Annotated in this window: 10 protein-coding genes and 1 pseudogene; 5 read left to right on the top strand and 6 right to left on the bottom strand. The window is 70.4% G+C overall.

The genetic code is table 11. The annotated features are described in order from the left end of the window. Window positions 1-181 precede the first annotated feature (181 nt). On the bottom strand, window positions 182-1,147 hold the full coding sequence (locus tag ACGFZS_RS21945; protein WP_393796542.1) for a DUF1152 domain-containing protein: 966 nt from the start codon (window positions 1,145-1,147) through the stop codon (window positions 182-184). A gap of 373 nt (window positions 1,148-1,520) precedes the next feature. On the opposite strand from ACGFZS_RS21945, the gene ACGFZS_RS21950 reads away from it, so the two are divergent. Further along, window positions 1,521-3,290 (top strand): tannase/feruloyl esterase family alpha/beta hydrolase, encoded by a 1,770-nt coding sequence (locus tag ACGFZS_RS21950; protein WP_393796543.1) that lies wholly within the window; start codon window positions 1,521-1,523, stop codon window positions 3,288-3,290. Between the two features lie 241 nt (window positions 3,291-3,531). Further along, window positions 3,532-5,337 (top strand): WD40 repeat domain-containing serine/threonine protein kinase, encoded by a 1,806-nt coding sequence (locus ACGFZS_RS21955; protein WP_393796544.1) that lies wholly within the window; start codon window positions 3,532-3,534, stop codon window positions 5,335-5,337. Window positions 5,338-5,541: 204 nt separating this feature from the next. Here the strand turns inward: ACGFZS_RS21955 and ACGFZS_RS21960 are convergent. The 4 genes and pseudogenes from ACGFZS_RS21960 to ACGFZS_RS21975 all read right to left on the bottom strand — a co-directional run. Next, window positions 5,542-5,730 (bottom strand): annotated as a pseudogene (locus ACGFZS_RS21960) (transposase family protein); the annotation flags it as partial. A gap of 144 nt (window positions 5,731-5,874) precedes the next feature. Next, window positions 5,875-8,649, bottom strand: coding sequence for a SpoIIE family protein phosphatase (locus ACGFZS_RS21965; RefSeq protein ID WP_393796545.1), 2,775 nt, complete (start codon window positions 8,647-8,649; stop codon window positions 5,875-5,877). Between the two features lie 269 nt (window positions 8,650-8,918). Further along, window positions 8,919-10,871, bottom strand: coding sequence for a glycoside hydrolase family 127 protein (locus ACGFZS_RS21970; protein ID WP_393796546.1), 1,953 nt, complete (start codon window positions 10,869-10,871; stop codon window positions 8,919-8,921). Beyond that, a complete protein-coding gene (locus ACGFZS_RS21975) occupies window positions 10,861-11,838 on the bottom strand; it encodes a hydroxyacid dehydrogenase (RefSeq protein WP_393796585.1) in 978 nt (325 codons plus the stop codon). The genes ACGFZS_RS21970 and ACGFZS_RS21975 overlap by 11 nt, the downstream gene beginning before the upstream one ends. A 938-nt stretch (window positions 11,839-12,776) precedes the next feature. On the opposite strand from ACGFZS_RS21975, the gene ACGFZS_RS21980 reads away from it, so the two are divergent. Both ACGFZS_RS21980 and ACGFZS_RS21985 read left to right on the top strand, forming a co-directional pair. After that, a complete protein-coding gene (locus ACGFZS_RS21980) occupies window positions 12,777-15,710 on the top strand; it encodes a Tat pathway signal sequence domain protein (protein WP_393796547.1) in 2,934 nt (977 codons plus the stop codon). Between the two features lie 203 nt (window positions 15,711-15,913). After that, window positions 15,914-18,754 carry a Tat pathway signal protein gene (locus tag ACGFZS_RS21985; RefSeq protein WP_393796548.1) on the top strand — a complete coding sequence of 947 codons (2,841 nt, stop codon included), beginning with the start codon at window positions 15,914-15,916 and terminating at the stop codon, window positions 18,752-18,754. A gap of 115 nt (window positions 18,755-18,869) precedes the next feature. Here ACGFZS_RS21985 and ACGFZS_RS21990 read toward each other — a convergent pair whose 3' ends face one another. Beyond that, window positions 18,870-21,083: a glycoside hydrolase family 36 protein gene (locus tag ACGFZS_RS21990; RefSeq protein ID WP_393796549.1), complete on the bottom strand. Its 2,214-nt coding sequence runs from the start codon at window positions 21,081-21,083 to the stop codon at window positions 18,870-18,872. 127 nt (window positions 21,084-21,210) lie between these two features. Here ACGFZS_RS21990 and ACGFZS_RS21995 point away from each other — a divergent pair, with 127 nt between their 5' ends. Next, window positions 21,211-22,371, top strand: coding sequence for a LacI family DNA-binding transcriptional regulator (locus ACGFZS_RS21995; RefSeq protein WP_393796550.1), 1,161 nt, complete (start codon window positions 21,211-21,213; stop codon window positions 22,369-22,371). Window positions 22,372-22,769 lie beyond the last annotated feature (398 nt).

The following is a 22,769-nucleotide window of genomic DNA, read 5'->3' on the forward strand; positions in this document are numbered from 1 at the left end:
GTTCGTCCCTCCTCGCCGAGTACCACCGCCCGCTCAACGCCTACCTCACCGCGGCCCTCCCGCTGGGTTTCCGGGTCCGGCACTGTGAGGAACTCCGCCGCCCACGTGGCTCCCTGACCGACCTGTGCGGCCTCGGGTAGCGGTGGGCCGCCTCGACGGGACGGAGAAGAGTTGCCCATCGTCAGTGCGGGAACGCCCGCGGCGGGCGCTGGCGCGGCAGCGTGCTGCGGAACTCCTCGATCACCGAACTCACCTGCCGCATCAGCGAAGTCCGTTCCAGCAGACCGAGGTAGAGATTGCGGCGGGCCAGCCCGGGCAGGTCCACGCAGAAGTACAGGGCCATGAGCGGGTTGATGAACAGCTCGCCGCCCTTGGTCCTCTCTGTGAACCGGACGTCGCCGAAGTCACCGCGCACGGCGGCGGCGACGGAGCCGTTCACGATGCTCGGGTGGCTCGGGGTGTGGCGCTGGGCGTGCGCCACCGCGTCGAGATACAGCGCACCCTCCTGCCCCGCCCCGAGCAGCGAGAACGCGCCGAGATAGGCGCCGTCCCGGTCCAGGGCGGCCAGGTTCTCCAGTACGAGCGAGTGGTTCACGCCGTGATACGCGTCCACTCCGAAGCCGAGGCAGGCCACCAGCCGGTGCGGGACCTCGTCGAGCCCGCTCACGGCGGCCAGGCTCGCCATGTCCTCCTCCGGTGTGCCGAGACCGTGTTCGTCGCCGCGCATCAGGATGTCGGTCCCGCCGTCCACCAGCACGACCGCGTCGACGCCGCCGAGATGCGTGATCAGCGTCCGGTAGGCGGCCCGCAGCGGACCGACCCCGATGCTCGGGAACGCGTACACGGTCGACGGCAGGTCCTGCGTCGCGAGCCACTGCGCGAGCGTCCGTTCGGGGAAGTAGTCGCCGCGCAGGGGCGTTTCGGGCCCGACGGCGGCGACGTCCTGGTCCACCCACACGTCGAGGTCCAGGCCGTAGAGGTCGGCGAAGGACAGGTTGGCGAGGTGTACTTCCTTACCCGAGGTCCGGAGCGCGAGGGCGAGCGGCAGCCCGGCGTACACGTCGAAGCCGCCGCCCGCACCGGCGATGAGCACCCGCCGCGCGTCGCGCAGGCGGGTGAAGAAGGCTGGTTCCCCCAGAGAGATCACCGCAGGACGCTAGCAGGAGGGCGTGTTCCCTCCTCACTCGCCGCAACAGGACCTGCGGTACTCGCCGTGTTCGCCGCGAATCCTCAGATTGCGCGCTGTGCGGGTTGACGGCCTGAGGCCTGGCCGATGTCGGCGGAACCGGCTGCCCCACCGCCCAGAATCGTCAACAATTTCGTTGACCAATCTTGCGCCCCTGTAGATCGCGGGACTACGGTCCTCGCCGTACCGCCCCTGTGAAGCCGCAGTTGCCAGGGGCCGGGTGGGGGCCGCGAGGTGCGGCGGTGTGCTCCGGGACAGGCAGCCCGAACAGGATGCCCCGCGCACCGCTGCGACGGTCGCTCGCCTCGGCTCAGCGATCGAACGGAGACCGAGTATGCGTATGCTCCCCAGATGGTGCCGGCGGAAGTCCACCGCCTTCATGGCCGCCCTGGCCGCCGCCCTCGCCCTCGTGACCGGGGTGAGCATCACTCTCGCCGGCGCGACGCCTGGCAGCGCGTACACCTACGGTTCCGCCGCGGCGGTCAACGCGGCCACCACCACCTCCGGCATCGCCCCGGCGATGACGTGTTCCGGCGTGACCTCCCTCGACCTGGCCGCCGCCGTGCCCGGGGTGCCGTTCGAGGTCGGCTCGGCCGCGGAGGTCGCCGCGAGCAGCAACACCCTCGGAAACTGGGGGTACTGCGATGTACAGGGTGTCATCGCCCCGCAGATCCACTTCGAGCTGCGGCTGCCCGACACGGGCTGGCAGGCGAACTACCTACAGCTGGGCTGCGGCGGCCTGTGCGGCAGCGTCAACACCGGTAACGCCGCCGCGTCCTACGGCTGTGTCCCGCTGACGGACGGCGCCTTCGCGGTGGGCTCCAGCGACGAGGGCCACTCCCAGGGCGGCGGGCTGTTCTCCACCGACCCGAGCCTGCGTGCGGACTTCGGCTACAAGTCCGACCACCTGCTCGCCCAGGTCGCCAAGGTCCTGGTCAAGCAGTACTACGGCCGGGCGGCCACGCACTCCTACTTCGACGGCTGCTCGCAGGGCGGCCACCAGGCCCTGACCGAGGCCCAGCGCTACCCGACCGACTTCGACGGCATCGTCGCCGGCGCCCCGGCCAACAACTTCACCGCGCTGAACACCTTCTCGCACGCCTGGACCGCCCAGTCCGTGTACCTCGACGGCGGCCCGGCCACCATCACCACCGCCGACCTCGCCCCCATCCACGCCGCCGTCCTCAAGGGCTGCGACGCACCGGCCGACGGCATCATCGCCGACCCGCTGGCCTGCACCTGGGACCCGGCGAGCATCCAGTGCAAGGCCGGGCAGACCTCCACGTCCGACGACTACTGCCTGACCGCCGACCAGGTCACCACACTGCGCCGCATCTACTCCGGCCCAACCGACGAGCACGGTCGACTCCTCTACCCGGGCTACCAGTTGCGCGGCTCGGAGCTGAACTGGGCCGGAATCATCGTGCCCACCTCGGCGACCGGCACCACCGGTGACCAGAGCTTCGTGCGCGAGACCCTGCGCTACCAGATCTTCGACAGCCCGCGGCCCGCCCTCACCTACAAGGACATCAAGTTCACGGCCGCCTCCTACAAGAAGGTCATGGAGCTGGGCGCGGGCATCTACGACGCCACCGACCCCGACCTCACCGCCTTCAAGAAGGCGGGTGGCAAGCTGATCCTCTGGCACGGGCTGGGCGACCAGCACATCCCGGCGGTCGGAACGATGGCCTACTACAAGGCAGTTGAGAAGGTGATGGGCGGCGAGGCGGCCACCACGAGCTTCGCCCGGCTGTTCCTGCTTCCCGGCGTCGCCCACTGCGGCGGCGGCCAGGGCCCGGACAAGCTGGACGCGCTGACCGCGATCACCGACTGGGTCACCCAGGGCAAGGCCCCGGCCGACCTGCTGACGTCGACGGTCGACAGCACGGGCAAGGTCACCTCGTCCCGGCCCACATACCCCTTCCCGGCCATCGCCAAGAACACCACGGGCGGCTCGGCCGACGACCCCTCCAGCTACACCGCGGTCAAGTCCTCGGCCGAGGCGAACCTGACCCTGAACTGGCTCGGCTCCTTCCGCTCCGGCTACGAGCAGGTCGGCAACTGGATCCACGGCAAGTGGGTGATCAGCAAGGGCAAGGCCTGACCTGACCCCGTAGGCCGGCCCGGAACCCGTACATCCACCGTTGCCGCGTGCAGCCCGCCCTTCCTTCCGAAGGGCGGGCCCGCGGCCATGGCGAGGTGCAGCGCCGACTTGGCATCACCGACACCCCCGCGCCTTGATCCGCCGGGCGGGCCCCATGACGATGGGTCAGCACGGGGCATCGCCCCGCGCGGGCTGTCCACCGTTGGGCGACGACAGCGGTGCCGAGGGGGAGAAGGCTGAAGTGACGGACGAGGCGGCGCGAGAAGCGATCGACGGCGGACGGTACCTGCTGGTCCGGCAGATCGCCTCCGGCGGCATGGGGACGATCTGGGAGGGGTACGACACCCGCCTCGATCGGACGGTCGCGATCAAAGAGGTGTCCCTGGGCCTGATACCGCCCATCCATCAGAAGGAGTTCCTGGATCGGGCCGTCCTCGAAGGGCGCAACGCGGCCGCCCTGGCGGATCACCCCAACATCGTCACCGTCCATGACGTCGTGATCGAACGCGGCATGCCGTGGACAGTCATGCAGTTCGTCCGCGGTCGCTCGCTGGCCGAACTGCTCGGGGCCGCCCTGCCGGTGGACCAGGTTGCCGCGGTGGCCGGACAGATGCTGTCCGCTCTGGGCTTCGCACACGAGGCCGGAATCATCCATCGGGACGTGAAACCGCACAACATCATGGTCAACGAGGCGGACGGGCGGGCGCTGCTCACCGACTTCGGGATCGCCAAGAGCGACCGTGACAACGGCCTCACCCGCACCGGCGTGGTCATCGGTTCCGCGCCCTACATGGCGCCGGAGCGCTATGAGGGCAGGTCAGGTGACCCGTCGTCCGATCTGTTCAGCCTCGGGGTGAGCCTCTTCGAGGCGGTGGAGGGGTACTCGCCGTTCGCAAAGGAGACCCGGACCGGCACCGTCACCGCGATCCTGGTCGGGCCGCTTCCCGTAATGAGACGCGCGGGCCGCCTCGCACCGCTCATCCAGGCGTTGACCGAGAAGGACCCGTCCCGTCGTGCGACCATGCCCGAGGCCTTGGCACTGCTGGACGGCATGCCGACGGCCCGCACGTGGACCGCCGTGAACACCATGCTGGGAAGAACCCTGACGGACACCCGCCCGCAGATCGCGATGAACATCCGGAACACCACGATGCCCGTCGCGTCACGGCAGGCGTCCGGGCCGGTCAGCCTCACACCGCCGTTCGCGAAACGCCTGCACACCGTCGCGCTCAGCCCCGACGCCACGGTGATGGCGAGTGCCAGCGGGGACCTGCATCTGTGGGACCTGACCGAGAACCGCCATGTGGCGCATCTCCTCGGCCACGTCAATCCGGTGGATCCGCTCGTGTTCAGTGCGGACAGCAGCGTGCTGGCAGGGGCCGGCCGGGCCGTGTGGCTGTGGGATCTCACCACCGGCGACCGACAGGCCGCCCGGAAGATCAAGATCAGCCACCCGAAGGCGATCGCGCTCAGCCCCGACGGCAGGACACTGGCGGCGTGCACGAAGAAGACGGTGGGGCTCTGGGACGTCGGCAGTGGCCTGCAGACCGTCGCGTTGAAGTCCGTCAGTGCCCAGGCGACGACCTGCCTCGCGTTCAGCCCCGACGGCACGACGCTGGCGGTCGGCGGGGCCGGCACGACGGTGTCCTTGTGGGATGCCGCCGACGGCGGCCGTGTGGACACCCTCACGCATCCGGGCGCCGGCATCAGCTCACTCGCCTTCGGACCGGACGGCCGGACCCTGGCGGGCGTCGGAGGAGGCACGGCGAGCATCGTCCTGTGGGACCTCGCATCAGGACACTGCGTCGCCGTACCCGGCCTGACCGGCGGCAGGGCCCGTCAGCCCGCGTTGTTCAGCCCGGACGGCGCAATTCTCGCCGCAGGCGGCAACACCGCGTTCTACCTGTGCGACCTCGCCACCGGCGACGTGACCGCCATCAAGATCGGCCTCCAGAAGGTCACCTCGCTCGCCTTCGGGCCGGACAACAGAGCCATGGCATCCTCCGCCGACGGCGAACTCGTTCGTCTCTGGTACGACTCCGAGTGACCGGCCGCGGCCGGGGGAGCGTTCGTCGAGGAAGATCACCGGCGAGTTCCCGATGGGGCTGATCGCGATGGCCGGCCGGCGGCGCACCCCACCCGAATACGTGGACACGCGCCGCGCGCCCGCATCGCTCAGCGAGAGACACCGCGCAGCAGGTCGTCCGCGCCCCCGCCCGGGTCCTTGAGACGGCGCAGCGCAGCGACGGGAACGAGGTTCTCCCGAGCAGGAGGCACCGAACAGCGGGCCGAGGTGCCGCATCGTCAGGTTCGCGCGGTAGTACACGGCAACCAGCAGCACCCGCTCGGCCGGCGACAGCGACCACGGCCGTCCCGGCAAGGCGCCGTTCCCGCCCCGCTCCCGTACCACCTTCAGCAGACGCCCAGCTCGGAGCCCTGTGCAACACCCTTCGGACGCGTGGTCCCAGAGTGTTCAGCCATCGCAGGTGATCAGTGAGCAGGTGACCGGTGTATCGATCAGAATGCTCCTGCGGACCGGAAACCGAATCGCTCGACCACTGGCGACCCGCCCAGCGGGCCACCATCACGGGTAAGGCTGCTCGGCCCAGATGACCTTGCCGTCGCCGGTGTACCGCGTGCCCCAGCGATTGGTGAGCTGGGCGACCAGGAACAGGCCTCGGCCGCCCTCGTCGGTGTTCTTGGCACGGCGCAGCCGCGGGGAGGTGCTGCTGCCGTCGGTCACCTCGCAGATCAGCGCGCGGTCACGGAGCAGCCGTACCTGGATCGGGGCACCGCCGTAGCGGATGGCGTTGGTGGCCAGCTCGCTGACGGCCAGCTCGGTGGTGAACGCCAGCTCTTGCAGCCCCCACTCGGCGAGCTGTCCGGTCACGGCCGAGCGCAGACCGGAGACGGCGGCCGGGTCGACAGGCAGATCCCACTGCGCCACCTGCTTGTCGTCCAGGGCACGGGTGCGCGCGACCAGCAGCGCCACGTCGTCCTGGGGGCCGGCGGGGAGCAGTGTCTCCAGCAGCGTGTGGCAGACCTGTTCCGGGGTGCGGGCGGGGCCGGCGAGCGCCTCGCGCATCGCCGTGAGCATGGTGTCGGCGTCCCAGGAGCGGTCGCGGAGCAGGCCGTTGGTGAAGAGCACCAGCTCACTGCCCTCGTCCAGGTGCATATCGATGGTCTCGAACGGACCGCCGCCGAGGCCCAGGGGCGGCCCGGTCGGCACTTCGGCACAGTCGACGGCGCCGTCCGGGCGGATCAGAACCGGTGCCGGGTTTCCGGCGTTGGCCATGGTGAGGCGTCGGCAGGCCGGGTCGTAGACCGCGTACATGCAGGTGGCGCCCGCGATCACCTCCCCGGCACGTCCCCGCCCCTCCTGTTCGGAATCGAGGCGCGCGACCAGGTCGTCGAGGTGGGCCAGGACCTCGTCGGTCGGCAGGTCGAGATCGGAGAAGTTGCGTACCGCCGTGCACAGCCGCCCCATCGTGGCCGAGGCGCGCACTCCGCGGCCGACCACGTCGCCGACGACCAGTGCCACCCGGGCCCCGGACAGTGGGATGACGTCGAACCAGTCACCGCTGGCTCCGCCGCGCGCGGGCAGATAGCGGTGGGCGACCTCGACGGCGTTCTGCTGGGGTAGTTCGTGGAGCAGCAGGCTGGTCTGCAGGGCGAGGGCGGCGGAGTGCTCGCGGGTGTAGCGGCGGGCGTTGTCGATGCAGACCGCCGCGCGGCTGACGAGTTCCTCGGCGAGTGAGAGGTCGTCCCCCTGGAAGGGGCCCGGTTGCCGTGAGCGGTAGAAGCTGACCACGCCCAGGACCGCGCCCCGGGCACGCAGCGGCACCGTGATGAGTGAGTGGATGCCGGCTTCACGGATCCGGGCGGCGCGGCCCGGGTCCTGGGCGGTCCACCCGGGCGCGGCGTTGAGGTCCGGTTCGAGGACCGATTCCTCGGTGGTCAGGCTGATCGCCTGTGGGGTGGCCGGGGACGGTGTGATCAGCGTGCCCACCTCGTGCAGCGACGAGTTCGGGTGGACTCCCCTCAGCGCGACGCGACGGGTCGGCTCACTCGGGCCGGGCGGTTCCTCTCCGGCGAGCACCGCATCGGGCAGGTCGACGGCGGCGAAGTCGGCGAACTTCGGGACCACGACCTCGGTCAGCTCTTCGGCGGTATGCGTCACATCGAGCGTGGAGCCGATTCGGCACCCGGCTTCGGTGAGCAGCGACAGACGCTGCCGGGACAGCAGTGCGAGGCGCCCCACACCCGCTTCGCCCACAGCGACCAGCCATCGGGTGGTGGCCGGTGGGGCAGAGGGGGGCGGTCTACGCGCAGGGGTGGCCCGCCGCAGCGGCGGCAGCACCGTCTGCGCGTCGCGTGGGACGGAGCCATCAGCGGATTCGATGATCGTCTCGGTGGATCTTCTTGCTGTGGAGTCCAGCCGGCGCAGCGTCCCGTCGGGCAGCACCGCCTCCACGGCCAGCCCGGTCACCCCGGTGAGGCTGTGCACCTGCCGGCTCAGCAGAAGGGCGACACGGCCATGGGCGAGCTGGGCCTCGGCGAGGCTGGTGCGTCCCGTGGAGATCATTTCGGCTGCTCTCTCCAGCAGCAGGATGCGGTCGCGCTGCTCCAGCAGGTCATCGGGAAGCAATCCGATGGTCACCGGCTCGCCGGACCAGTCCTCCCCGGTGCCCGCTTGGCGGCGGGCCCGCAGGAAGGCGGACAGCAGAGCCCGTTCACGGCTGCGGATCTGTCCGAGCAGGCGCTGTTCGATGATCTCCGCTGTCGCGCTGACCAGGTCCAGCATGGAGACCTCGGCGTCTTTGTGGTCGCAGGTCAGGTCAAGCGCACCCAGGATCCGCCCGCTGAGCGGGTCGCGTATGGGGGTGGCGGCGCAGGCGAAGGGGCGCATGATGTCGGCGTAGTGCTCGCGCCCGCAGATGAACGACGGGCGCCTGGCCGCGAGCGCGGTGCCCATCCCGTTGGTGCCGACACCCGGCTCGGGGAAGCCGAAGCCGGGCGCGAGCTGAATGGTGTCGAGGAAGCCGTTGAGCGAGGGTTCGCCGACGCGGCGCGCCAGTACGCGTGCCTGCTCGTCGCAGAGGGCGATGCACACCCTGATACCGGAGACCCTCGACGCGAGCTCGTCCAGAACCGGCCCGGCGAGCTGGTCGAGCAGGCCGCCGAAGTCCAGATCCTGGTGGTAGACGACATCGATGTGATCGGCCGCGACTCCCCGTGACCGGGATCGCTGCCAGGAGCGCAGAACCGACGCACGGACACTGCCGCCCACCGGACGCTCGCCCAGGAAGCGGTCGTGGGCGTGGCTCAGAGCTTCGGTGTCATCCCACTTGACCGTCACCTGGGCCTGCTTCCCGAGCCCCGGTGCCGCCTGGGCTCACTCCGCATATCACCTGCCAATACTTGAGCATATCGTTACTTTTCGGCCTGCGGAGTGGACGCTGAGCCAGCTCTCCATCCGTCAAGATCCTCCGGGCTTTCCGATGGATTTTGGAAGATTCAGCCGCGCCCCCGCCACCGCAGCCCGCATCCGGGCTCGGCGGCCGGACAGTCCGCCGGCCGGGCTTGCCCAACACCTGTGCGCGTGGCTGACTCCGCCAGTGCCCCTGGTCAGTCCGTGCCGGGGGCTCGTTCGGGGAGCCACACGCGCATGGCGCCGCTGTCCCGGTTACCCCAGACGCCGTACGGGACGGCGGTGAGCTGGACCTCGTCTCCCGCCGTGTCGGCCTTCCCGTCGGCGCGGTAGGGCCACCAGTCGTCGTGGCTGGTCCGCCGTCGTCGGCCGCGCAGCGTCACCGTGTTCACCCCGCCGAGGAGGTTGGGCCGCGCGGTCACCGTGGCCGCTACGGCCGGGTCCACGACGATCTCCTCCAGGTCCAGCCCCGGGATCTGGTCGGCGTCCTCCAGGCAGTACACCAGGGGCCCGCGTTCGAGCGCGCGCATGCCGCGCAGTGCGTCGACGCGAGGATCGGGCCGAGTGAAACGGACCGGCATGCCGAGGTCGAGTACGAGCGTGTCGTCGGGCGCGAAAGCACGGGAGACGGTCACCCAGCCGTCACGGGCCGAGACGTCCACAGCCGCGCCGTTGACCTTGACCTGGAACCGGTCGCACCATGCGGGGATGCGCAGGCTGAAGCCGGTGACGCTCGGTGGTGCCTGCTCGACCGTCGCTGTGATCCGTCCTTCCCACGGGTATCTGGTCGCCACGCGCACAGTGAAGTGGCCGCTGCCGTAGACGCCGGTCGCGTACTGGTGCAGCTGGAATCCCTCGCTGTTGTGGGTGGCGAAGTAGTGGGGGAGTCCGGCGAGCAGCCGCATGGCGTTCGGGGGGCAGCACGCGCACCGGAACCATTCGGTGCGGGTGGCGGTCTGGTCGCCGGGGCGTTCGTGGGCGCGGGCGCGCCGGTGCAGCGGGTTCACGTAGAGCCAGTGCAGTCCGTCGAGGCCGACACCGCTGAGGAAGCCGTTGTAGAGGGTGCGCTCGATCAGGTCCGAGTAGCGGGCCCGGCCGGTGAGCAGGGCCATCCGCCAGCTGAAGTGGACGGAGGCGATGGCGGCACAGGTCTCGTTGTAGGAGCGGTCGGCGGGCAGTTCGTAGGGATCACCGAACGCCTCCCAGTCGTAGCGTGCGCCGACGCCCCCTGTGAGGGACGTCTTCGCGCCGGCCATGTCCTGCCAGAGGGCTTCCAGTTTCGCGGTGAGCGCGGTGTCGCCGGTCTCGATGGCGAGGTCGGCGGCTCCGGCGAGGAGGTAGAGCTGGCGTACGGCGTGGCCCACCACCTCGTCGGCCTGGAGGATGGGGAGGTGGTCCTGCCAGAACTCCGGGCCGGGGTCGCGGTCGTGTCCACGGTCCGCGCCGGCGGAGAGCGTTCCGTGACCGCGGCGGTCGAGGAAGTAGCGCGCCAGGTCCAGGTGGTGCTTCCCGCCGGTGGTCCGGTACAGCTCGACCAGGGCGGTCTCCACCTGGGGGTGCCCGCAGACACCGTCGACGGCCGCACCGGGGCCGAAGGTGGCGGCGATGTGGTCGGCGAACCGTACTGCCACGTCCAGCAGCTCGGTGCCGCCGGTCGCACGGTGGTGGGCGACGGCGGCCTGCATCAGGTGTCCCGCGCAGTACAGTTCATGGCCCCAGCCGAGTTCGGTCCACGGGGTGCCGCCGCCGAGCTGGTAGTAGGTCTGCAGGTAGCCGTCGGGGCGCTGGGCTGCCCCGACCTGGGCGATGATCTGCTCCACCGCAGCCGCGAGGTCGGGAGTGGGGCTGTCGGCAAGCTGCCAGCCGGCGGCCTCCAGCCACTTGTAGACGTCGGAGTCCTGGAACTGGAAGTCGCCGGCGAACGCGGCGTGCCCGGGATCCGTGTCCGCCGCCGCCCGGAAGTTGGCGAGGTTCCCTGCCTCTTCGAGCCGCCGGGGTCCGTCCGCGATCGAGATGTCGGCGTTGGTGGTCCTGCGCTGGGCCCAGAAGCCCCCGGTCACCCGGCCCGCGGCGGGACGCAGAGCGACGGCGGCATGCGGAGTGGGCGCGATGGGGCCGAGGCTGGTGACGGGTGTCTGCTCAGGCGACACGGGAGAGTTCCTCCTGGTGGACGCGGTGCAGCAGCGGGAGGCCGTCGACCAGGCGCTGGGCCTCGTCGACCACGGTCTGCCCGAGGCGCTCCAGTTCGTTGCCGAGCGAGCCGGCGATGTGCGGGGTGAGGAAGACGTTCGGCAGGTGATGCAGGGGAGAGGACACCGGCAGGGGCTCGGGGTCGGACACGTCGAGTACGGCGCTCAGACGCCCCCACTCCAGCTCGGCGGTCAACGCGTCATGGTCGATCAGGGCGCCCCGGGCGGTGTTGATGAGCACGGCGCCGTCGGGGATCAGCGCCAGCCGCCGTTCGTCCAGAAGGTGGTGGGTCTCGGGGAGGGACGGCGCGTGGACGCTGACGATGTCGCTGGTGCGCAACAGGTCGTCCAAGGGGAGCAGTCCGACACCGAGCCGGGCGGCCTCCGCCTCGTCGACATAGGGATCGCTGAGGGAGACGACGAAGTCGAACGGGCGCAGCAGTTCCACGAGCCGCCGCCCGACCCGGGAGGCGCCGATGATGCCCACCCGCCGGCGGTAGTTGCCGATACCGGCCAGCTGCGGCGCGGCCGCATACGCTGCGTTGCGGGCGTACCAGTGGTTGAGCGCGAAGGCGTTCTTGCCGGACAGCAGGATGGCCGCGAGCGTGTACTCGGCCACCGGCCCGGCATTCGCCTGCACCGCCGAGGAGACGGCGATGCCGCGCTTCCAGCCGGCCTCGGCGAGGAGGTGGCGCACGCTGCCCGCGGAGTGCAGCACCGTGTGCAGCCGGGGCGCCGCCGCCAGCAGGGCCTCGTCGAGAGGCGGACAGCCCCAGCCGGTGATGAGCACTTCGGCATGGGCCAGTGCGGCCTTCGCCTCGGCTTCCTCGAACCGGTCGAAGGCCCGCAGCTCGCGGACGTCCAAGAGGTCGTCCAGGCGGTTCATGAGCCCGGGGGGAAACAGGCCGGGCAGGTGCTGGGGGTCCATGGCGAAAAGCGCCGTCGTTCGGTCAGCCACGCGGGGCGCTCCAGATGAGAGATCGAGGTATGGGAATCGTTTACTACTCTAGGAAGGGCGGCGGGCTCTGGTCAATATGTCTGGGACGAAGCGGACCCGTGTAACGTCTCATGCGACGCTGACGTGGCATTTCTTCCGCGATCGCAGACCTCACGGACATCTTCGCGACAAATCCCGGCAACAAAATTCGCGTCGACCTCTTGCTCGACGGCTTGCCCGGCCCTACCTTCGGCAGCAATCGTTTTCAGCCGCCTGTCAGGGCGGCCTGCTCCCCGCCCCGGCCCGCGCTGGTCTGGGCAACAGTGAGGATTGCCATGTCCGGAGCCACACGCCGGGGTGTGCGCGCCATTGGCGTCATGCCGACGCCCGGCGTCCACCCTGGGCTCATCGCCTGCAGCAGCGGCCCCCCGTCCACCGCGGTCGCCGCGCCCGTTCCCCCAGGCTGCTTCCCTGATCGCGTGGGTACGCGACAGATCGCCTCCGAGGGTCTGCGGCAGTCGCTTCCCGCACCGGCACGCCGGCGCTGAGGAACCTCTCCCCGCTCCCGCCCCATCAGAGGCTGCCCGTTTCCGGCGGTCGCTTCGATCCCGGTTGCCTCACCGTCCGAGACGCGCCGCGCCTCCAGGGTGAGCCATCGGCTCTCTGATCCGCCCCCCACGTGCGCGATCAGAATCCATGCCCACCCCCGGAGCGCGGTCAGCGCGTGGGGGTGGCCCGCTGCCATCGCTTACACCGCTGTTGCTTCCCGCGCCGATCCACTGTCCCCGGCGCAGCAGGTCGAGGCCCGCCACCGTGCCGACCACGGCGCACCCACCGATCACCCGCGTCGCGCCGGCCGGCCGGCCCGGTTCGGCTGCTCTTTGACGCCCGCGTCCCCGCGCGGCCATCCGCCCAGAAAGGCCCCCGTCATGCCCAACGAACTCGGCCGCCGCACCGTTCTGCAGTGCGCCACCGTCGCCGGCGCCGTCATCGCCGGGGCCGGCTGGATCGGCGCCGCGCCGGCCACCGCGTCCTCGGACAGCTCCAGTACGACCGGCTGCGGGCCCCTCGACGTCGTCGTCCTCGGCGACACCACGTCGGAGGACGCCCACAACCTCACCGCCACCCTGTCCGACGTGACCACCGGAGGGCTCGGGCAGAGTGCCCGCGTACTGAACCCCAGCGACCCGGTGTCCTTCTGGGGCGGCACGCTCGCCTTCGACGTCGCCGTCGCCCCCAAGGGCGTCACCTATGTGACCGTCCGGCTCTGGGGCGACGACCACGACTCCACCTCGGTGAACGCCGGAGCCGGCACCGACATGTGGCGCCTCATGCTGTTCTGCGACGGCCTCCAGGTCGGCCACGAGGACCAGGGCGCCGTGGACTGCCTCGACATCATGGACACCTCGCCCCGCGCTCTCGGGCGGTTCTTCTTCCACACCCTGCCACTGCCGGAGAAGCTGACCGAGGGCAAGGAGACGGTCCGGCTGGAGATCCGGTCGATGGGCCGCATCTGGTCCTACGGCGCCACACAGGCGAAGCTCTACTACAACATGACCACCGCGTCCCGGGGCATCTACCGGATCTACACCCACACTTCCCCGTACTTCGTCCCGTCGTCCGGCGAGGCGCAGGGCGCCGCGCCGGAGAATGCGACCCGCACCTCTCCCGGCGCGGAGGTCATGGACACGATCAAGGCCCGGGTGCAGAGCGATCAGACCGGACTCCTCGACTACAACAACCCGTGGGGCCTGGACGCCTGGGGATTCCAGAGCATGGCCGAGGGCTATCTGTGGTCCGGCAGCCCCGCGTACGGGCAGGAGGCGGCTCTCCGGCAGGTGCTGCAGGCCATCGACGGCCGCTATCTCGCCTGGCAGGACTCCGCTGCCGTACTGACCGGCTCGGACCAGCAGTGGCAGGGTTTCGGCCGGGTGGGCCTGGTCCTGGCCCTGCTGTGGGAGCACCTGGGCGACCTGCTCGACGAACCGCTGACCGGCTCCCTCTCCGAACTGGTCAATCCCGGATTCGAGAACGGTTACACCCTGCCGACCGGCTGGAAGAAGAACACCTGGAGCGGCGCCGGCACCTTCACCCGGGACACGTCCGTCTCCCGGAGCGGAACCGCCTCCGCCTGCCTGAGCGTCCCCAGCGCCGGCACCATCGGGTTCATCCCGACCCGCAGGCTCGCCGTGGAGCAGGGTGACTACACCTACACCGCCTGGATCAAGACCTCCGGCGTCGCGTCCAAGGGCGCCTACATCGACGTCTTCTTCTACGACTCCTCCGGCACCCGTATCGGCAGCGACCACAAGGCGTACGTGTCGTCCGGCACCCATGACTGGGAACAGGCCGGCATCACCCTCACGACTCCGGCCAGTGCCTCGTACGCGGAGGTCCAGATCCGTGTGTCCGGCGCCGGCACCGCATGGTTCGACGATCTCGCCTTCACCGCACCCGACGGTGTCACCGCCACCGAAGTACCCACCCGCCGCGCGGCCTACGAGGAGATGCTGAAGGCCAGCCTCTCGTACTGGCGTCAGCACTTCCCGCACTACAGCAACCAGGTCATCATCTGCGCGATCGGCCTGTACCAGGCCAACCGAGGACTTCGCCTGCTCGGCTCGGACGCGGCACTGTCCGAGGACAGGATCCTCGGCTATGTCAGGCAAGCAGTCGGTCTGGATCCGTGGCTGGGCCGGGAGGACGCCGACGGCAACCCGTCCAAGATCCTCGGCGAGAACTACTACGTCGTCACCGATGCCGGTCTCACCCGCGAACTGGGCTACGTGGGCAGCTACGGCGAGGTGCTCGACTGGCTGGTGATGCTATGGGAGTCGATCACCCGCGGCTACAGCCCGCAGGACCCCCCGGCCGAGATCCGCAAGCAGATCATCAAGATCATCAAGACGCGCGGCCTGTTCCGTGTCGTCGACGTGGACGGCGACGGATACAAGATCGCCAAGCTGGAGTCGGTCATCGGCTGGCGCAACGAGGTCTACCCCAGCGAGGTCGCCTACGCCTCCCGCATCGCCTGGGACTCCCACCCGGTGATGAGCGCCGCCGTCTTCCCCGACCCGGACATCGTCGGCTGGACGCAGGAAATGTGCGACGACGGCCAGTTCTACGACCAGCTCGACCTGCTGGTCTCCAACACCAGCAGGCGGGTGGGCCTCAACGCCCTGCGGCTGGTCTCCCGCGACTGGGACGCCTTCCAGGCCCTGCCCAGCCGCCCGGCCACCCTCCCCACCCGATGGGACGCCGACGACTTCGCCTTCACCGACGAGGAGAACGGCGTCGTCGCCCTGAAGAACGGGCAGGAGATCCTCTTCGCCTCCCTCTACTTCCGCGCCCGCCAGGCCGTCAACAACTACGCCCGCATCCACCATCTGACGCCCACCGACCAACGCTCCGGCACCATCCGCCAGCACACGGCGGGCCTCACGGACGACACCTACACGGTCCAGGACTGGATCCTGTGGGACTACGCCATCAACGACCCGAGCGCCACGCTCCCGGCCGGCGGCTACCCGCCCCCCGGCGACACCCTGGAGCAGGCGCTCGCGGGCGACGTCCACCAACTGGCCCCCATCCCCTCGGACGTGAAGGACCCGGCCCTCGGCAGCACCACCTACGGGGTCGAGAAGCTGATGGTGGGCCGGGCACCGCTGTACTACTGCGAGTACGGCGACTACCTCATCGCCATGAACACCACCACCGACAAGGTCTTCACCCTCCCCGCCCACGCGGGATTCGGCCCGGCCAAGGACCTGGTCGGCGGGAAGACGATCGGCAAGGGACAGCGGCCCAAGATCGGCCCCCGCACGACCATGGTCCTGTACCGCAAGAACACCTCCTCCAGCTGAAACCGGGAAACGGGACGGGCATCGGCATCCTTCAGGGCCCCCGCTTCCGGCCGCGTCGATCCGGACTCGACCCACGACACGCCGGCCGTGCCACGTGCCCACACCGGCCCCGCGCGGACTTCGCGGCGAGGGCCGGCTCCTCCTTTCTCATCCCTCGCAACGCCTTGCGTCACCACTTCTCCAGAGCCGAAAGGACGTTCACCGTGTCCGAATCCCTCCAGCGCAGATCGCTGCTCAAGGCGGCGGCCGGCGCCACCGCCGCGGGCTGGCTGTGGCAGGGCGGCATCCGCCCACAGGCAGCCGCCGCCGACGCTTCCTGCGCCGGCCCGCTCGACACGCTGGTCCTCGGGGACACGGCTTCGGAGCGCGCCCACGGCCTGAGCGCAACCCTCTCCGACACCGTCTCGGGCGCACTGGACCAGACCGGCCGGGTGCTCAACGCCCCCGACAGCGCGGGCTTCTGGGGCGGCACTGTCTCCGCGACCCTGGCCTGCAAGCCCAAAGGCGCCACCTACGTCACCATCAAGCTGTGGGGCTCGGAGAGCGGCGCCGATCTCGGCCGGCTGCAGCTGTACGCCGAGGGCAAGCAGATCGGCCACATGCACCTCGGTGCCGTCGACCCGCTGGACATCGCGAGCGAGGACCCGCGTACCCCGGAACGCTTCTACTTCCACACCCTGCCGCTGCCCGCCGACCTGACGGCCGGCAAGACGTCCGTCGCCCTGGAGATCCGCTCCATGGGATACATCGCCGTCTACGCGACCTCGGCCGACACGTACTACCAGGACATGTCCGGTCCCAGCCGCACCCTGTACCGGCTCTACACCCACGACGAGCCGTACTTCGACCCCGCCGCCGACGACGTCACCGGAGCCCTGCCGACCCCGGCCGTCCGCACCTCCCCGGGCAGCGAGGTCATCGACACGATCAACACCCGGGTTCTCGCCCAGGCCGCGAGCGAGGCGGCCCGCACCACCGCTCAGACCGAGCCGTGGTACCTGGACTTCCTCGCCCGCGCCTACAACATGCCGGCGACGGCCGCCTACCAGAACATCGCCGTTCCGCCGCAGATCGCACGCAGCCTGGACGGCATCTACTGGAAGTACGACGCCAGCTCGACGGTGATGACCGGCTCCAGCCAGCAGTGGATGGGCCTGGGCCGGCTCGGTCTGGTCCTGCTCGGCGTCGCCGACGACCTCGCGCCGCTGCTGGACGAGCCGGTACTCGGCTCGACCTACGGTCTGACCAACCCCGGCTTCGAGTTCGGCACGACCGGCTGGAAGGCGTCCACCTGGACCGGCAGTGGCACCGCCGCCCGCGACACCACCGTCCACCGCACCGGCCACGCCTCCGCCAAGATGACCGTCCCCAGCTCGGGCGTGGTGGGCTACACCACATCGACCAAACTCCCCGTCGACCAGGGAACCTACACCTACGGCGCCTGGATCAAGACGGACGGCGTCGGCAGCAACAGCGCCTACCTGGACATCCTCTTCTACAACGACAGCGGCACCCTGGTCGGCAGCGACCACAAGTACTACGCCTCCTCCGGCACCCACGACTGGGAACACGTCACCGCCTCCCTCGACACACCGAGCGCGGCCACCCAGGCCACGATCAGCATCCGCCTGTCCGGCGCGGGCACCGCCTGGTTCGACGACCTGACCATGACCGAGCCGGACGGCTCCAGCTACACGCCGGTCGTACGCCGGGACGCCTGGACGAAGATGCTGCTGGACAGCCGCGAATACTGGCGCCGGCACATACCGCAGTACACCAACCAGGCCATCATCTGCTCCATCGGCCTCTACCTCGCCGACCGCGGCCTCACCTACCTCGGCTCCGCCGACGCCTGGGGGGAGGAGAAGGCCCGCGACTACCTCTACCAGGCTCTCGGCCTGGTCCCCTGGCTCGGCCCGGAGGAGGAGGACGGCACCCCGACGAAGCCGCTGGGCGGCTCGTACTACCAGGTGACCAAGAAGGGCATCTCCAAGGAGCTCGGATACGCCGGCAACTACGGTGAACTCCAGGAATGGCTCTCCCTGGCCTACGACGCGGTCATCGGTATCGGCGGCGTCGACGACAGCACCCTGCACGACCACCTCCTCAAGATCGTCAAAGCGCGCGCGGTCTTCCACTACCCGGCCCTGGACCGGGACGGCTACCAGTCGATGCGGCTGGAGGCGCTCATCGGCTGGCGCGACGTCATCTACCCCGGGGTGGTGTCCTACGACGAGGGCAACAAGTGGGACGGCCACCCGCTGCGCCTGGCCGCCCTGCTGAAGGACCCCGACCTCACCTCGTACACCCAGCAGTCCATCGCCGACCACCAGATCTTCAACGTCCTGCAGGACACCTATGAGCTGACCGTCTCGGCCCGCACCAACCTCAACCTGCTCTCCACGGCCGACGACTACGCCTACATCTCAGGAGCCACCGGCAGCGGCGCCCAACTGCCCATGACGCAGGGCGGGCCCGACTTCGTCTTCGCTGACCCGGAGAACGGCCTGGTGGCCGTCAAACACGGCGACGACATCCTGTACGCGTCGCTGTACTGGCGGGCCCGCTGGGGCGTCAACCGGCTCGCCCGGATCCACCACATCACCGCGGCGGGGCTGGAGCGGTCGGCCACCGTCTGGCAGGACGTGAAGTACATCCCGGACGGCCGTGCCTTCACCGAACCCGACTGGGTCAATTGGGAGTTCACCGTCACCGACAACGACATCCCCGACGGGGGCTTCACCCCGCCGGGCGACACGCTGCACCAGGCGTTCGCCGGCCAGGTCCTGCCCCTGGCCAAGGCCCCCGACGACGCCCCGGAGCGGGCCACGGGCGTGGAGAGCCCGTACGCCGGCCGTGCCTCCTTCTACCGGTGCGAGTACGGCCCGTACCTGATCGCGATGAACACCACCGAGGACCGCACCTACACCCTGGCCATGAAGGGCTTCGGCGCGTCGACGGACCTGGTGACCGGGGCGAAAGTGAGCGGGAACGCCGAACTGAGCGTCCAGCCCGGCACCACGGTGGTGCTGTACAAGCGGTGAGACCCTGAAGTGCGGCGCCGGCCCCCGGAGTTGCTCCGCAGGCCGGCGCCGTCGTGTCCGGAAGCCGGGACGCCCGGCCCGGCCGGTGTCCGGCCGGTCCACGGGCGGGGAGGTGTCACCGACGGATCATGGCCGTTCGGGGTCGGTCGCCCGGTGGGGCGTCGAGCGCGATCAGCACCGCCGAGTCCTCGGCCGGCAGCTCGGCCCGCAGGGCCCGCCCGCACTCGTCCCATTGGAGCCGGACCGGCTCACCCGCTTCGAACAGCACCCTCGGCCGTCCGGCTTCGGGCAGCGGGATCGTCACCGTGGGCGGTGCCCCGGCCCGCCGCCACAGGGCGAGCAGCGCTGTACCGTCCGGGGCGCCCAGGGCGAGGGCGAGCCAGCCGTCCCGCCAGCCCGGCAGGCCCAGCGGCCAGTACGGGCGGGCGGCGGGCAGCAGATGCCGGTAGGTCTTGTAGACGGCCAGAGCCTCGCACACCAGGGCCATCTGGTCACTGCTGAGCCGGTCGGGGCGGCCGCTGAGGTGGATACGGCCGAGCATGGCGGACACCAGCACCATGCTCAGCTGGGCGTCGGTGTGTTCTGCCTGCGGGTAGGCCCAGACCGCGGCCTGCTCCGGGGCGACGGCGGTCGGCGCGGCGGCGGCGATCGCGGGGATCAGGCGGAAGTCCTGCTGGTCGGTCACGGAGTGGATGGGCAGCCGGGAGAGGATCGCGTGGTCGGTACGGCTGCCGCCGGCCGCGCAGCTCTCCAGGACCAGCCCGGGATGGCGGTCGAGGACGCCGTCGAGCCAGTCGAGGTAGGCACGGTTGTGGCCGAGCAGGCCGTCGCCGGGGCTGTCCGCGCCCCGAGGTCCGTCGGTGCCCGGGCCGATGTCGATGTTGTAGTCGAGCTTGAGATATCCGATGCGGTAAGTGTTCACCAGGCGGTCCACGACCGCGTCCAGATGCGCACGGGCGGCCGGGTGCCGCAGGTCGAGCTGATGACGTCCCCACTCCGCGAGGCGGATCCCGTCCCGCCGGAAGAACGCCCCGTCGGGCAGCGCTGCCGCGACCGCGCCCCGCACACCCACGACCTCGGGCTCCAGCCACAGTCCGGGGATCATCCCGGCCTCCCGGATCCGGCCGGTCACCTCCTCCAGCCCACCGGGAAACCTCGGTGCCGCCTCCTGCCACTCGCCTACCGCGTCCCACCAGCCCGGTACTCCGCCTGGGCCCGCGGCGCGGGTCGGCTCGGCGTCGAACCAGCCGGCGTCGATGCAGAACACCTCCGCTCCCGCCGCCGCTGCCGCGTCGACCAGAGGCAGCAGCGCCTTGGTGCTGGGGTCGCCCATCAGGCAGTTCATGAAGTCGTTGAAGACGACGGGAAGCCGTTCGAGGTCACGGTGCGGGCGGCGGGTGGTGCGCCGGTGGTCCAGCAGGGCGCCGACCGCCTTCTGGAGGCCACCGTCCGCTACGACGGCCACGGCTGCGGGGACCGTACGGAAAGCCCCGCCGGGCGCCAGGCGGCGGCGCCACTGGTGTTCGCGGTCGGTGGGGCCGGACAGCGCGAGATAGACGTCGTCGAAGCGGTCGCCGAGCTCGGCGTGCCAGGAACCGTTGTGCTCGATCTGCCACAGCAGCGCACGGCCGCTCCCGCCGTCCTCCAGGCAGCCCATCGGCAGGTATTCGGAGGAGGACCAGGAGCCGGTGCTGGTCACGGCGATGCGGTTCTTCGAGCCCGTCTGCCCGTACGCCACCATGCCGACGTCGTACAGACCCCGCTCGGCGAGGGTGGCACGGGACCACCGGAACTCACCACTCCACGGGTTCGCGGCCAGCCACAGCGACAGCCCGTCCTCCCAGCGAGTCCCGTCCGGGAGGCGGCGGGCGAGGTTGGACAGGGTGAGGGAGGAGACGTACTCCAAGGTCACCGGGGCGCGGCCGGCGTTCTCCAGCAAGGCCTCGGACCGCAGGACGGGCACCCCGGTACGCAGCCGGTACACGGCCGTCACTTCCAGGCCCGTCGTGTCGTGCACCATCCGGACGCGCAAGGTGCGCACACCCGCGGCGTCTTCGTCCTGCTGGTGGCCGATGCAGCGCAGGCCACCGGAGAGCGCTCCGTCCACATGGCGTTTTCCCGACGTGCCCCAGCGCCCGCCGCCCGCGGCCTGGATCTCGACCAGGGGGAGCGCACCGCGGACCAGGCGCTCGCACGCGTCCGCCTCACGCTCCGGATCCGGCAAGGCGGCCAACGCGTCCAGCGCGAGCAGGCGCGCGGGACCGGCCGTGTCGAGCGAAACGAGGAGCGACAGTTCATCGGTCCCCCAGCGGAGCATGGTGATGGGCATGTGAGGCTCCGACCGTGGTGGGGGACGCAGACAGCAGAGGCAAGTGTGACAAACGATTACTGCACAGCAACGCTAGCTTCTGCTCTGCGGCTGCCGCAAGGCGCCCGGCATGCAGTAACGTCGAGCCGTGACGGACAACGGGAACCACGAGTCGCGGACCACGCGGTCCGGCGCCCCCGCAAGGCGGAACAGGGCCAACGGCGCGCAGGCCGCCAAGGAGCGGCCGAGCACGATCCGGGACGTCGCCCGCGAGGCCGGCGTGTCCGTAGCGACCGTTTCCCGAGCCCTGGCCGGGAACTATCCGGTCTCCAAGGAGACCCGCGCCCGGATCATGGCCGCTGTCAACTCGCTGCACTACGTGATCAACGTGCACGCCAAGGCGCTGTCGGGGCAGGTCGCCGGTCCGGTGGCCCTGGTTCTCAAGGACATCACCGGCCCGTCGCTGGCCCATGTCGCGGCCGGCGTGGAACAGGAGGCCGCCGACCGTGGCCGGCTGAGTCTGGTGTGCGCCACGCACGACGACCCGGCCCGCGAGGACGACCTTGTACAGCTCATGCGGCAGCAGCACGCGGCCGCCGTCCTGCTCGTCGGCGGCGCGGTACCCGACGACGCCTACAACCGGCGCATGTCCGGCTACGCGAAGGCGCTGGATGCCGCCGGGTCCCGCCTGGTCCTGGTCGGCCGCCCCGCTCCGGTGGACCAGGACCTGCCGGCGACTGTCGTCGACTACGACAACCGGGGCGGCGCCTTCCAGGCCGTCTCCCATCTGCTTGCCTCCGGCCACCGACGGATTCTCTTCCTCGGCGGGGAGCCCGATCTGAGCAGCGCGGAGGAGCGCCGGTCCGGCTACCTGGACGCCCTGCGCGCGCACGGCGCCGACCACGTCGAGGAACTGGACACCGACGGGACCTACACCCGGGCCTCGGGCTACACCCGCACCCGCGACGCGCTGCGTGCCGGTGTGGACTTCACGGCGGTGTTCGCGGCCACGGACATGATCGCCCTGGGCGCCATCTCCGCCATACGCGACGCCGGCCTCGACGTACCGGGTGACGTGTCGGTCGTGGGCTTCGACGACGTGCCCTTCGCCGCCGACCTGACTCCGTCACTGACCACGGTCCGGGTGCCCTACGAGGAACTCGGCCGCACCGCCGTACGCCTTGCCCTGGAACGTGAGAACGTCCGCACCGGGGACGACCGCGTGATGCTCGGAGCCCAGCTGGTCATCCGGCAGTCCGTGCGCAGAATCGACTGGTCCACCACCGCTCCGCCCCGGCCGAGGGACTGAACGCAGCAGTCCTCACGGAGGACGGCGCTCTCAGGGGAAACCGTTTGCGTGTGGAAGCGATGAGCTCCTCGGGCCGAACGGCGCCAGCGCCCCGACAGGGTGGCACCTCGGTGCGGCCGAGCCGCCGGGCACGGCAATTCGCTCCTGGTCCGCCCTGAGGTCCTCCTGCCCGTCTCCGAGTCGCCTTCGTGTTCTGACCTGCAACGGGGCATGCAAGCCTGCGGTTCACCTGCAGCCTGCCGCGATAACCAGACGGACAAGTCGTCGCAACATTTCGGACCCCACCTCTTGATAATGGGCCCGGGCGCCCGTAACGTCCGCAGCAATCGTTTTCTACGGCTTCTGCTGAGGCGGTCTCCGTGACCGCGGCCGAGATGCGAGGCCCGTCGTTTCGGCCT

It is taken from the genome of Streptomyces sp. NPDC048288 (assembly GCF_043201555.1).
GTDB lineage: Bacteria > Actinomycetota > Actinomycetes > Streptomycetales > Streptomycetaceae > Streptomyces.

Bases quoted from the DNA above. Each gene is read 5' to 3' on its own strand.
- ACGFZS_RS21950 (WP_393796543.1), top strand. From the start codon at position 1,521: ATGCGTATGCTCCCCAGATGGTGCCGGCGGAAGTCCACCGCCTTCATG.
- ACGFZS_RS21975 (WP_393796585.1), bottom strand. From the start codon at position 11,838: ATGGACCCCCAGCACCTGCCCGGCCTGTTTCCCCCCGGGCTCATGAAC.
- ACGFZS_RS21980 (WP_393796547.1), top strand. From the start codon at position 12,777: ATGCCCAACGAACTCGGCCGCCGCACCGTTCTGCAGTGCGCCACCGTC.
- ACGFZS_RS21990 (WP_393796549.1), bottom strand. From the start codon at position 21,083: ATGCCCATCACCATGCTCCGCTGGGGGACCGATGAACTGTCGCTCCTC.